Source organism: Acidobacteriota bacterium, assembly GCA_003225175.1.
GTDB lineage: Bacteria > Acidobacteriota > Terriglobia > Terriglobales > Acidobacteriaceae > Gp1-AA112.
Window position 1 is genome coordinate 176,246 of the sequence record QIBA01000057.1, and the last position, 12,538, is coordinate 188,783.

At 55.0% G+C, this 12,538-nt stretch carries 10 protein-coding genes; 8 read left to right on the forward strand and 2 right to left on the reverse strand.

Features of this window, described 5'->3' with window-relative positions:
• Positions 1-16 precede the first annotated feature (16 nt).
• Positions 17-3,130, forward strand: a complete 3,114-nt coding sequence (locus DMG62_17040; GenBank protein ID PYY21855.1) for an FAD-binding oxidoreductase — start codon at positions 17-19, stop codon at positions 3,128-3,130.
• 21 nt (positions 3,131-3,151) lie between these two features.
• Entirely contained in the window at positions 3,152-3,949 is a 798-nt protein-coding gene (locus DMG62_17045) for an alpha/beta hydrolase (GenBank protein PYY21856.1), read from the forward strand.
• 3 nt (positions 3,950-3,952) lie between these two features.
• Here the strand turns inward: DMG62_17045 and DMG62_17050 are convergent, their stop codons facing one another.
• Positions 3,953-5,086 (reverse strand): hypothetical protein, encoded by a 1,134-nt coding sequence (locus DMG62_17050; GenBank protein ID PYY21857.1) that lies wholly within the window; start codon positions 5,084-5,086, stop codon positions 3,953-3,955.
• Positions 5,087-5,219: 133 nt separating this feature from the next.
• On the opposite strand from DMG62_17050, the gene aroA reads away from it, so the two are divergent.
• Entirely contained in the window at positions 5,220-6,500 is a 1,281-nt protein-coding gene (gene aroA / locus DMG62_17055) for a 3-phosphoshikimate 1-carboxyvinyltransferase (protein ID PYY21858.1), read from the forward strand.
• 48 nt (positions 6,501-6,548) lie between these two features.
• Here the strand turns inward: aroA and DMG62_17060 are convergent, their stop codons facing one another.
• Entirely contained in the window at positions 6,549-7,958 is a 1,410-nt protein-coding gene (locus tag DMG62_17060) for a peptidase M48 (GenBank protein PYY21859.1), read from the reverse strand.
• A gap of 326 nt (positions 7,959-8,284) precedes the next feature.
• Here DMG62_17060 and DMG62_17065 point away from each other — a divergent pair, with 326 nt between their 5' ends.
• The 5 genes from DMG62_17065 (at position 8,285) to DMG62_17085 (ending at position 12,526) form a co-directional block, all read left to right on the forward strand.
• A complete protein-coding gene (locus DMG62_17065; protein ID PYY21860.1) occupies positions 8,285-8,485 on the forward strand; it encodes a hypothetical protein in 201 nt (66 codons plus the stop codon).
• Between the two features lie 162 nt (positions 8,486-8,647).
• Entirely contained in the window at positions 8,648-9,316 is a 669-nt protein-coding gene (locus tag DMG62_17070) for a hypothetical protein (protein PYY21861.1), read from the forward strand.
• Positions 9,313-10,371, forward strand: a complete 1,059-nt coding sequence (locus tag DMG62_17075; protein ID PYY21862.1) for a hypothetical protein — start codon at positions 9,313-9,315, stop codon at positions 10,369-10,371. The genes DMG62_17070 and DMG62_17075 overlap by 4 nt, the downstream gene beginning before the upstream one ends.
• A complete protein-coding gene (locus tag DMG62_17080; protein PYY21863.1) occupies positions 10,371-11,327 on the forward strand; it encodes a multidrug ABC transporter ATP-binding protein in 957 nt (318 codons plus the stop codon). The genes DMG62_17075 and DMG62_17080 overlap by 1 nt, the downstream gene beginning before the upstream one ends.
• A gap of 5 nt (positions 11,328-11,332) precedes the next feature.
• Positions 11,333-12,526 (forward strand): ABC transporter permease, encoded by a 1,194-nt coding sequence (locus tag DMG62_17085; protein PYY21864.1) that lies wholly within the window; start codon positions 11,333-11,335, stop codon positions 12,524-12,526.
• Positions 12,527-12,538 lie beyond the last annotated feature (12 nt).

Here is a 12,538-nt window from a genome sequence, read left to right on the forward strand (position 1 = left end):
ACTAATCCAAACAAGTATGGCCAATCTCGTCGCACTCACACCGGCTACACCGGATCCTTCAACTCTCCCTCCGAGCTCACATGATTCTTCCAAACACAAATCCTTTCGCCAGTCACGTGAACTCGAGCATGCGCTTCGTGACGTGATCAAAGGAGAGGTCCGATTCGGCGATGGAGATCGTGCGCTCTACGCGAGCGACGGATCCAATTATCGGCAGATTCCAATTGGCATTGTTATTCCACGATATATCGAGGATGCAATCGCTACGATGCGGCTTTGCCGCATGCATGGAGCGCCTGTTCTCTCGCGAGGGGGTGGCACAAGCCTTTGTGGTCAGTGCTGCAACTTTGCCGTGATCCTCGATTTTTCCAAGTACTGCAATCAGATTCTCGAGCTCAACCATCGCGAGAAGTATGTCCGCGTGCAGCCGGGCATCGTCCTCGATAAGGTGCGCTCCGCGGCAGAGAAGTACAACCTAACCTTCGGTCCCGATCCGGCAACGCACACACATTGCACTCTGGGAGGAATGATCGGCAATAACTCCTGTGGCGTGCACGCGTTGATGGCCGGAAAAACCGACGAGAACGTACTTGAGCTGGACGTGCTTACCTATGACGGGCTCCACTTGAAAGTTGGACAAAGCAGCGAAGCCGAATTGGAAAGCGTCATTCGCGAAGGTGGCCGTCGCGGCGAGATCTACGCTGGTCTCAAACGACTTAGGGATAAATACGCAAATCTAATTCGTGAACGATATCCAAACATCCCACGCCGGGTATCAGGTTTCAATCTGAACGAACTTCTGCCCGAGAACAATTTCAATGTTGCCCGAGCTTTGGTGGGCACAGAAGGCACATGCGTGATGGTGTTGGAAGCTAAGCTCCGCCTGGTGTATTCGCCACCCTCCAGGACGCTCGTCGTGCTCGGGTATTCGGACGTGTACGCGGCTGGTGATCATGTATCCGAGGTTCTCGAGTTCAAGCCCATCGGGCTGGAAGGAATCGACGATCGCCTCGTCGGTTACATGAAGCGAAAAGGTTTAAACGTAAACGACCTCCCTCTTTTGCCCGAAGGCAAGGGATTCTTGCTAGTGGAATTTGGTGGCGAAAACAAAGCCGAAGCAGACGCCAAGGCACGCCAAATGATGGCGCGTTTGAAGACCCATCCCGGCGCTCCGTCTATGAAGCTTTACGACGATACACGCGAAGAAAAAATGGTATGGGAGATTCGGGAATCCGGACTCGGCGCTACTGCCTTTGTGCCAGGAGAGCCGGTTGCATGGGAGGGTTGGGAGGATTCTGCAGTGCCTCCCGATAAGGTTGGGAGCTACCTGTGCGACTTGCGCCGGTTGTTTGAGAAGCATGGCTACGAGTGCTCTCTCTACGGACATTTTGGTCAAGGTTGCATTCATACTCGCATCAACTTCGACTTCCGAACCGTCGAGGGCATTCGCAACTACCGCGCATTCATCGAAGAAGCTACCGATCTGGTTGTGAGCTATGGAGGCTCGATCTCAGGCGAGCATGGCGACGGTCAATCTAAGGCTGAAATGCTGCCGAAAATGTTCGGTCCCGAACTGGTACAGGCGTTCCGGGAGTTCAAGTCGATCTGGGATCCTCAGAACAAGATGAACCCGGACAAAGTCGTTAATCCGTTCCCGATTGACGAGAATCTGCGCCTTGGAACGGACTTCCGGCCGTGGGAACCGAAGACTCATTTCAAGTTTCCTGAAGACGAAGGTCATTTCTGGCACGGCACGATGCGTTGCGTCGGTGTTGGCAAATGCAGGCGGCATGAGGAAGGAGTGATGTGCCCGAGCTACATGGTCACGCTCGAAGAGAAGCACTCGACGCGCGGCCGCGCCCATCTTCTTTTTGAGATGTTGCAGCGCGAGGAGCTCAAAGACGGGTGGCAGGACGAAAACGTCAAAGAAGCTCTCGACCTTTGCCTGAGCTGCAAGGGATGCAAGAGCGATTGTCCAGTCAACGTGGACATGGCTACGTACAAAGCTGAGTTCATGTCCCACTACTACGAGGCGCACAAGCGACCACTTAGCGCAGAGGCTTTCGGTCATATTGACCGCTGGGCAGCACTGGCTTCCCTGGCACCAAACATTGCAAATTTCTTCAGTCAGACACCGGGATTGAGTGATCTGATGAAAGCGGCGCTGGATGTTCCGAAGCAGCGCGAGCTACCACGGTTTTCGCCGCAGACATTTCGCAGTTGGTTTGCGAGCCGCAAAGCCGATCGTTCTCCCGGCCCGCAAGTGATTCTCTGGACCGATACGTTCAACAACTATTTCCACGCCGCCACCGCGCGTGCCGCGGTTGACGTCCTGGAGCATCTTGGATGGCGCGTGCGGATCCCGGCAGAAAACCTTTGCTGCGGGCGTCCCTTATATGACTTCGGCATGCTGGACGATGCCAGGGTGTATCTGAAGCGGATTCTGCGCACTCTCGAGCGTGATATCCAGGCGGGTTATCCCATTGTGGTACTTGAGCCGAGTTGCGCATCCGTCTTCAAAGAAGAACTCAAGAATCTTTTGCCCGAAGAGCCGCTGACTGAGAAACTCGCTGGACAAACCATGTTGCTGAGCGAGTTCATTCAGAAGAAAGCCTCAGAATTCCGTTTCCCGCAATTGCAGCGCAAGGCGATCGTCCAGGCGCACTGTCATCACAAATCAATTTTCAAGACTGCGGCTGAAGAGCAAGTTCTCAAACGCCTTGGAATCAAGGCCGAGGTCTTGGATTCGGGCTGCTGCGGTATGGCCGGTCCATTCGGATTTGAAGCCTCTAAATACCAGGTCTCGCAAGCCTGCGCGGAGAGAGTCTTGTTGCCGGCAGTACGCGAAGCAGCCGAAGACGAAGTCGTGATCGCCGACGGCTTCAGTTGCCGGGAACAGATTCGTCAGAATACAGAGCGTTACCCGCTTCACTTGGCTCAAGTGTTGCAGATGGCCCTGAAGGACGAATTTCCCAAAAAGGGCAAAGCAGAGAATGTGGTCCTGAAACGACTCAAGACAGATGCGATGATTGGAAAGCTCAAAGCGACTTTCCTGCTGGCGACCGCTCTGGGAACAGCTGGGTTCGTGACGTGGGCGTTCCTCGGTCAGCGCAGTCGAAGCTCCACCTGAGACCCCGATCTTCAGAAAGCTATGTACATTCGCAGCGATGATATCCAGCTCTACTATGAAAAGTTGGGCGCTGGTTTTCCAGTCGTTCTGCTCCATCCTTTTCCTGTCCATCACGAATTCTGGAAACCAATTACAGCGAGGCTCTCGTCTCGATATCAACTCCTTCTTCCGGATTTGCGCGCTCACGGCCTTTCCGATGTGGGGAACGGAACCGCGACTATGGCCAAACACGCAGAGGACCTGAAGCACCTGCTCGATGCGGAACAGCTTGTGAGAGCCGTCTTCGTGGGTGTCTCGATCGGTGGATACATTCTCTTCGAGTTCTGGCGAAAGCACCGCGGAAGGGTGCAGGCGCTGGTGCTGTCAAGTACGCGCGCGGAAGCTGATACCGAACAGGGAAGAGCGAATCGGCTGAAATCGATCGAAGACTCTCGTCTACACGGCACAGCGCCATTTCTCGATGCGCAGATGCAGGTTCTGATTGGCGAGAGCACGCGGCGAAATCATCCTGAGATTGCCGCACAAGCTCGCAGGATGATGGAAAAGATGACAGTCAGCGGCTTTGTTGCAGTTCAGCTAGGGATGGCTGAACGGCCCGATTCGGTTGCTGACTTGCGTGACATCGATGTCGAGACGCTGGTGATTGCCGGTGAGGAAGACACGCTCACTCCCCTGGCAAACGCCCAAGTCATTCAGCAGCACATTGGTGCAGCCAGATTGTCGGTGATCCCTAAAGGGGGACACTATGCTGCCTTCGAGAACCCCACTGAGTTTGCACGAGTCCTAAGGCAATTTCTCGACGGCCTCAAGCTGAGCTAGCGTTTACCGAGCGGCGTTGCCGACACTTGGACTCGCAGCAGATGCCGTGACGGCCTTCAGCTTTTCCAAGGCTGTCTTTGCTGCCGCAGAATTTGGGTCCTGCGGAGCCAGTCTGAGGAAATCCTGGAGTTCGTTCATGGCATTGCTGTAATCCTTTAGTGCCAACATTACATGCGCGCGAAGCAGATGAATGGGAGCATATTCAGCTGGATTCAAGCTCTGAGCTCTGGCCAATTGCTGCAATGCATGTTGATAGTCGGCCTTGCCAACATAGGCCTTTGCCATCTCGAAGTAGGTTTGCCAGGAACGTGGTGCCAGAGTGCTTGCGCGTTCTGCTGACTTCAAGGCATCGTCGAACTTATTGAGTTGGTTGAAGGCAGCCGTCATCGCGGTATAAGCAAGCGCGAAACTTGGATCGCTATGAATTGCTTTGTCGAAGTCAGTGATTGCAGCATTCACGTTCGCGGCATCCAGAGCGAGAACACCGCGCAGTGTCAAGGCCGGAGCGTAGTCGGGAAAAATCTCCAAAGCCTTCGCCAGATACTTGCCTGCTTCTTCCTGTCGATTTTTGGAGAGCGCGACTTCGGCTTTGTGGAAGGCGTTGCGTGCTTTCTGCGGAACCTTGTATTCGGCCACCGAAACCGTTGCCTTCCCATCGGCCTGAGCGGCCGCCGCATTTACTGTGCTGAGCCGAATTTTTACCCCAAGTGCTCCATCCATACCCACCCGCTCGCGTGCCTCCGCGAGGCCGGATGTCGCGATTACTTCGTACGATGCTGCAGGCAGATTTGCAAACTCGAATACGCCATTTGTGTTCGTGTACCCTGAAGAAACCACGTCCCCAGTGTTTTCGTTGCGCAGCTCAATGCGAGCCTCAGCGATGGGAGCACCGTCAGATCCGACAACTACGCCAGAAACACTGGTTAAGTTCGGCGGCTTAAGAGGATTTCTTGGGTCTCCGGGGCGAGTGATGTTGGGTCCGAAGGTTTGTGCGAAAGAAACAGCTGCAAAAATGAAGGTTGCGATTAAAGTCGTTATGGATCGGCCTTTCATGGCCCGGTACCTCGAAGTCTTCACGAGCATCGGGAGGTACCTTGTCACCCGTGGGGAACCTCGTACAGCGCTCGGCAACAGCATATCCGCCGTGCTGTTGAATGAGAGTGGAAGTCAACCTAATTTAGTTGGCTGAACCTCCTTCGCGTTGCCGGAAATAAAGACTTCGCCGCCGGGCAACTGAACCGAGCTGCTACTCTGGAGTAAATCGAACTCCATGAAAGATGTCATCATCAAGCCAGCAAGGAATCTTGTTGGATCGATACGCCTTCCGGGCGACAAGAGCATCTCGCATCGCTATGCAATGCTCGCCGCGCTCGCAGAGGGCACGACTCGGTTACGCAATTTTTCGAGTGGAGGGGATTGTGCCAGCACGCTCAATTGTTTGCGCTCGCTTGGGGTAAACGTAGCGAGAGCGAATGGCGAGATCACGATTACCAGCCATGGCGGCGAACTGCAGGCTCCACACAATCCGCTTGATTGCGGAAACTCCGGCTCAACCATGCGAATGCTTTCGGGCATTCTGGCCGGCCAACCCTTCGCTGCTGAAATGATCGGAGACGAATCTCTTTCCCGCCGACCGATGCGTCGCGTTATCGAGCCGCTTACGCAGATGGGCGCCATTATTTCTTCAGAGGATGGCCACGCGCCTTTGCATATTAAAGGCGGTAAGCTGCGCAGCATCGATTACAAACCTCAGGTTGCCAGCGCCCAAGTCAAAAGCTCCGTCCTGTTTGCCGGGCTATTCAGCAATGGGGAGACCAGCGTTGAAGAGCCCGTTCGCACACGCGACCACGGAGAGATGGCACTGCGCGCTTTCGGCGCGAAGATCTCACGCGACAAAAATCGCGTGAGCATAAGCGGTGGCCAGCAGCTGAAAGCCATCGAGGCTGCTGTTCCCGGGGATATATCCTCGGCTGCGTTCTTTCTTTGCGCCGCAGCGCTGTTTCCTGAAAGCAATCTCGTCATCGACTCATTGTTGTTGAATCCAACTCGTGCTGTGCTTCTGGACGTGCTTACCTGCTTGGGAGCTCGCGTGCGCATGGTTCAAGTAGAAGAGCAGCATGGGGAACTGATGGGCACTGTCGCTGTTGAGGCTGGCTCGCTGAAAGGCATCGCTCTCGCCGGAGCACAGTCCGCGGCGCTGATCGACGAGATTCCGGTCCTGGCAGCAATCGCTCCCTACACGCGCGACGGTCTAGTGGTGCATGACGCGCGGGAACTTCGGGTGAAGGAGTCCGATCGCATCGCTGCCGTAGCTCGCAATCTGCGAGCCATGGGGGCAACGGTGACCGAGCACGAAGATGGCTTAACTGTTCCGGGAGGGCAGCGGCCGCATGGCGCTGAGATTGATTCTGAGCACGATCATCGCATTGCCATGGCATTCGCCATTGCGGCACTTAGAGCTGAAGGAGATACCTTGATCCACGGCGCCGACGCAGCACAGATATCGTTTCCGGAATTCTTTGAAATGCTGGAAGGCGTGCTCGAACGATAGCAACGGACTGACGAAACCAGAGAGCCGGGGCTTCGGTGGAAGCAAGAGCTACTGCGTTCCGGTTCTCCGTCGTAGTGTTGGATGTGGACGCTTGCCTCCGTTCAGTGCTCGTCCACGTGTGAGTTTGGAGAGGCGATCGCGAACCTGATCGAATTCACTCGTATCCGTGATGTAGCTGTCCCGGTCAGGAAGATTTTCGAGCATGTGCTCCGCTCGACGAACACGATCGTCAGTCATCGGATGCGTCATGAAGGCGCGGGCAACAAAGTTGTGGGGCTCCTTCTCTTCCCCCTCGAGCTTCTCGAAAAAATCCACGAAGGCAGTGGGATCATATCCCGCAGCATATTGATACTGCATGCCCAGCAAGTCCGCTTCGCGTTCCGCATCGCGGCTGAACTTTAGGAAGGAAAGAGGCATAGCAAAGCTGGAGATCTGGCGCACCGCAAGTCCGACCGGTCCGCCGAGAAATATCAGAGGCAAGGAAATGTACTGTGAGATCTCTCCGCGTGTTAGATTCTTCGTGGCGTGCCGGGCGCACACGTGGGCGATTTCGTGTGCCATCACGCTGGCAAGTTCTGCTTCATCGTCAGCAGCCAAAATCAGGCCGGTATTGACGTAGAAGAATCCGCCGGGGAGGGCGAAGGCATTCACCTCATCGTCGTCAACGATCTTCACGACGAACGGAACTTTGCAATCAGAATGCTGGACCAGCAGTTGTGCCTTGCGGTTCACATATTCAGTGATCTCCGCGTCGGTCAGCAACCGCGCGCTTTGTTCCACCTGGGCCGACAACTCCCTGCCCAGCGCAATCTCTTTCTCGATTGAGAAGAAGTTAATGCCTTGCCCTACCGGACGATTCCCAATTTGGGCAGTGTCGTACTTCGCCGGCATGGCGGCAGGCACATGATGCGGCGGTTCAGCGGCCATACGTTGCGCCGTATTCGGATGACCAGGACGCGGCAGTTCGGGAAGATAAACGAAGTTGTCCGAGTCTGGAGAATCCGAAATGGCCGACCAGTTGAAGGGATCCGGAGTGAGTTTATACGACTTTGCCTGCGGTAAGCTCCGCGTACTCTTTGCATCTTCATTGAAGCTCAGAAACCTGCCGCTGAGGAGCCAGGGGCGCATGAAGGCTGCAATTAGGCGCGGGTCAGCCTGCAAAGGGTTGCGAATTATCGGCAGAGTCCAACCTGAGAAATCAGGGTTGCTTTCGACAACCAGTTCGGGCACGGCGTTGGGAACCGCTTGCGGCGGCACTGTCTGGCAGAGAAGCGGGAGAGAAATGAGAGAGGACAATAAAACAACAACCAGCCCAACGACTTTTGCAGAAGACACGCCACCAGGGAAAACCATAGGGACCACTTCCCGAAGGACTACATTTGCAACGATCCATTGTAGGCCCACAATCAAGAGGGAATATGAGATCTCATGCCGAACTGGAGGGAAGCAATGGCTCATTCAGTGCCTCATACTGGGCAATTGGAATCCTCAGTCAGGCAAGACTGAATAACAATGAAAAAAACAGTGAATTTCTCGCGTTCGACCCAGAACCCCTTAAATTTTGCCCAGAATTCGCGAATTCCTTCTTAGGAACAGTGAATAACAGTGAATTAGCAGTCAATTTCCAGCGATTGTGTTCACCGATTTCGGTCCCCAGAGTTCCCCGATTCCGTGCGGGAAGGCCAAACCGATCGTTCTCGGCACTGAACTAAAAAATATTTTTCGTCGATGCCCATAATCCAAAGGACTAGCCGACGAGATCCCATCAGATCCCATGCCATGAGATGGGATATCCGACAGTCCACCATGGGATCGAGGAGGATATCCCAAATCGCGAATGGGATCGGCATGGGATCGCGATGGGATTCAGTTCCGACCTCGACGCCGCGCCCCGCGGCCCGAAGCCTGATTCCCGATATGGAACTGAAGCTCAACACAGCTACTGCTGTGCTACCACGAAGGGTCAGGCAAGGGGAAGCGGCTAAATTGCCACAGAAGTATCGAAAAACCCACTGGTCTACTCGAAATTCTTCAGCACTCACGCAAACGCGCTTTTCACTTGAGCCCTTATTGACCAACTGATCAATATTGACTGCCGGTCATATTTAGCAGTAGGCTGTTCTTTAGAAATTGACCGGTGGTCAGAGATGCTTTCAGACAGAAAAATTGCTTCCCCGAATGGCAGGCGCGAACGGCGTCGCCGAGAGACTCACATTCGTATTTTTGAAACGGCCATGCGACTTTTCGCGGAGCGCGGCTACGCCAATACTCCGGTTGAGGAGATTACCGAGGCTGCCGATGTCGCGAAGGGAACCTTCTTCAACTACTTCCCCAGCAAGGAAGCGATTCTCCAAGCCTTAGCGGAGCGGCAGCTTGGAGTGCTCAAGGCAGCCGAGGAGCGGGCGCGTACAGCCGCGAGCGTGCGCCCAGTGCTTATTGAGATGATTTACGGGCTTTCGGAGCGTCCCGCACGCAGTCAGCTGCTTTTGCGCAGCCTGATCGGCGTCGCGATGACCAACAACACGCTATCGAACTTTCTGGGTCGCTTATTAGAAGGTGGACGAGGACTGATTGCAAAGATCATGCAGCGCGGGCAGGAGCTGGGCGAATTGCGCACGGATCTCACGCCAGTGGAGCTCGCTCGCGTACTTCAGCACAGCATTTTCGGTACGAACATGATCTGGGCTCTGAGCTCACCGAAGGATCTAGATAAATGGCAGGATCTCACATTTGAAATTCTCTGGCGGGGAATAGCCGCAGAGGGGACGCTACGTTCCCCCACCCTTTCTCAATCGCGCAAGGAGAAGTCAGCATGAAACGCTGGGTGGCAATCGTCGTCGTTTTAGTTGTTGTCATCGCCACGATTGGAGTCAGATCCTGGTGGAAGAAAGATGACACCATCACCGCTTCAGGCACGCTGGAAGCTCGCAACGTAAGCGTTGGATCCAAGGTCGGCGGACGTGTAGCCCAGGTGAATGTGCTCGAAGGTGATCACGTTCAGGCCGGTCAGGTGATTCTTTCTTTCGAGGATTCCGAACTGAATGCTCGGCTGCTGTCTGCGCGCGGCAAGCACGAAGAGGCCAAAGCGAACTACCAAAAGATGCTGCATGGCAATCGCCCCGAGGACATCGCCGAAGCGCGGGCCACAGCGAAGTCTCAGGAACACATGGAAGATACACATCGGGCCGAAGTGGAACGCGCTCAATCTGACCTCGCGAACGCGGAAGTGAACTATCGTCGTGCGCAGGAGCTGGCGCGCAGCGGAGTCGTCTCACAGCAGTTCCTCGATGATGCTCAGAACCGATACCGCTCAGCGCAGGCGGTGCTCGCTTCTGCCCAACAATCGGTAGCCGCGTCTCAAGCCAACACAAGCGCTTCAGAAGCGGCAAAGAAGCGCGCCGAACGTGGATTTCGACGCGAGGACATAGCCGCCGCCAAAGCGCAGATGATCGCCGCAGAAGGGGATTTGAGAGAAGCGGAATCGCAGTGGAACGAGCGCCAGGTTAAGGCTCCGGCGAATGCCGTAGTGGAGGTCATGGACATACGTCCCGGCGATCTGCTGCCGGCAAATACGACGGTCGCCAAGTTGCTCGAGACCGATCAGCTCTACGTTGTTGTCTATGTTCCCCAGGACCTGATTGGGCAAATCTATATGGGCCAGGACGCGCAGGTGAAGGTCGATGCTTTCGATAAGCCATTTCACGCCAAAGTGGAACAGATTCGTCAGCAAGCGGAATTTTTGCCGCGCAATGTTCAAACCAAAGAAGAGCGCGTGCACCAGGTAATAGGGGTAAAGCTGCGAGTTGAGAACCCTGAAGCACGACTGCGCGCCGGCATCAACGCTGACGTGAAATTCCTGGGGTCCAAGTAATGGCGGCGATTGTTGCAGAGAAACTCGTGCGTAAGTTTGGCGACGTCACCGCAGTCGATGGCGTCAGCTTCCAGGTGCAGAGCGGGGAGGTCTTCGGCTTTCTCGGTCCGAACGGCAGCGGCAAAACGACCGTGATCAAGATGCTCACCGGGATCCTTCCGCTTACCTCGGGCCGAGGCGTAGTCGATGGGATCGACGTGAGCGCCGATCCGGATGGAGTGAAACAGCGCATCGGCTACATGAGCCAGAAGTTTTCGCTGTATGACGACTTGACCGTGCTCGAAAACCTGCGCTTCTATGCGCAGATTTACGGACTGAAGGGAAAAGTTGCCCAAGAGAAGATCGAGCAGACAATGCAGCAGAATGCGATTGAGCCATACAAAGACCGTGCCGCCGGCAAACTATCTGGTGGATGGAAGCAGCGCCTGGCTCTAAGCTGCGCCATGATGCACGGCCCGAAGATGCTTTATCTGGATGAGCCCACAGCGGGAATCGATCCGGTAGCGCGGCGGAAGCTTTGGGATCTGCTCTTTGAACTCAGCGGTCAGGGCATCACCTTTTTTGTAACGACGCACTACATGGACGAAGCCGAGCGCTGCTCTCATCTCGCTTACATTTACTACGGCAAGCTGATCGCCGACGGTACTCCGGATACTTTGCGTGAGATTCCCGAAGTCTCTCCCCCCGGCACGCAGCGTTTCGAGATCACGACAAAGGATGTGACCACTGCGCTCCGGCGCGCGCGGACACTGCCCTTCATGCGCAGCGCTACGATTTTTGGCCGCTCGATCCATGCGTTGATGCAGGACTCGATCACGCAATCCGAGTTGCAAGAAGAGCTGGAAACGGTCGGCGTGCATGCCGACGAGATTCGTCCGCTCATGCCCGATTTGGAAGATGTATTTGTGGAGTTGACTTATCGCAAGCAGGCTGAGATGGAGGTTAGCAAGGTTTAACCGCTATGGAAGTGTTACAACACAATCCGGAAAACCAAAATCACCAGGCATGGAGCAAGAGTCCCTTCCGCGGATTCAGCGCGATCTTTTATAAAGAGTCGATCCATCTTCGACGCGATTCGATGGCCATTATGTTCGCGTTGCTTGTTCCTATTGTGGAAATGATCATCTTGGGAGCAGCGATCGACACCAACGTGCGCCAGGTGAAGACTGTTGTCTTTGACCAGAGCGGGCTGATGGAACATGCGGGTGATATAGAAGGAAGCCAGAGCAGCCGGGCATTGCTCGATCGCTTTCGCAGCTCGGATACCTTCAAGTTCTACAAATATGCTCACTCGGACGAAGAGCTGACCCATGAAATGGTTGCCGGTCGCGCCAAAGTAGGAATCAAAATTCCGTATGACTTCGACCGCCAGCTCGTCCGGGGTGGCAGCGCGCAAGTGATGGTGCTGGTCGATGGCTCGGATTCGTCGGTTGCTGGACAGTCCCTGAATGTCGCGTCGGCAATCGGGCTTGACGAATCCCTACGGCGCATGTTGCCGCCGGGCAAGCTACCAGCCATCGATATTCGTCCAAAGATGATGTTCAATCCAGATTCGCGCTCTCCCAACTTCTTCCTGCCTGGACTGATGACGGTGCTCTTGTTGTTCGTCACCACCATGCTGACCGCGTTCTCCATCGTGCGCGAGAAGGAGCGCGGCACGCTGGAGCAGCTCTTCGTCACGCCGGTGCGTCCACTGGGTCTAATGATGGGCAAGATCATGCCTTACTTCGGACTAGCGATGATCGAGATGCTGATGATTCTCGCCTTCATGCGCGTCGCGTTCAGAGTGCCAATCCACGGGAGCGTATTACTGTTGCTGGCCCTGGCGATGTGTTACATGTTCACGCATTTATCGCTGGGAATGCTCATCTCGTCCAAGGCAAACTCCCAAAACGATGCCATGCAGCGCTCCATGGGAATCATGCTGCCGAGCATCTTCCTCTCCGGCTATATCTTTCCTCTCGACAATATGCCCTGGATCTTTTACCTGATGAGCTTCTTCGTGCCCGCGACCTACATGATGAAGATCTCGCGTGGCATCATTCTGCGAGGCGCGGGCTTCGGCGATTTGTGGATGAACGCCGCAGCGCTTCTCGTTATGGGATTCGGCGCGCTAGCTATGGCGGCGCGGAATTTCAAAAAAATGATTGTGTAGAAGGTGAGCCGG

What these genes read in the sequence shown, in the direction of transcription:
- DMG62_17040 (PYY21855.1), top strand. Translation starts at nt 17, where the DNA reads ATGGCCAATCTCGTCGCACTCACACCGGCTACACCGGATCCTTCAACT.
- DMG62_17045 (PYY21856.1), top strand. Translation starts at nt 3,152, where the DNA reads ATGTACATTCGCAGCGATGATATCCAGCTCTACTATGAAAAGTTGGGC.
- DMG62_17050 (PYY21857.1), bottom strand. Translation starts at nt 5,086, where the DNA reads ATGCTGTTGCCGAGCGCTGTACGAGGTTCCCCACGGGTGACAAGGTAC.
- aroA (PYY21858.1), top strand. Translation starts at nt 5,220, where the DNA reads ATGAAAGATGTCATCATCAAGCCAGCAAGGAATCTTGTTGGATCGATA.
- DMG62_17060 (PYY21859.1), bottom strand. Translation starts at nt 7,958, where the DNA reads ATGAGCCATTGCTTCCCTCCAGTTCGGCATGAGATCTCATATTCCCTC.
- DMG62_17065 (PYY21860.1), top strand. Translation starts at nt 8,285, where the DNA reads ATGGGATATCCGACAGTCCACCATGGGATCGAGGAGGATATCCCAAAT.
- DMG62_17070 (PYY21861.1), top strand. Translation starts at nt 8,648, where the DNA reads ATGCTTTCAGACAGAAAAATTGCTTCCCCGAATGGCAGGCGCGAACGG.
- DMG62_17075 (PYY21862.1), top strand. Translation starts at nt 9,313, where the DNA reads ATGAAACGCTGGGTGGCAATCGTCGTCGTTTTAGTTGTTGTCATCGCC.
- DMG62_17080 (PYY21863.1), top strand. Translation starts at nt 10,371, where the DNA reads ATGGCGGCGATTGTTGCAGAGAAACTCGTGCGTAAGTTTGGCGACGTC.
- DMG62_17085 (PYY21864.1), top strand. Translation starts at nt 11,333, where the DNA reads ATGGAAGTGTTACAACACAATCCGGAAAACCAAAATCACCAGGCATGG.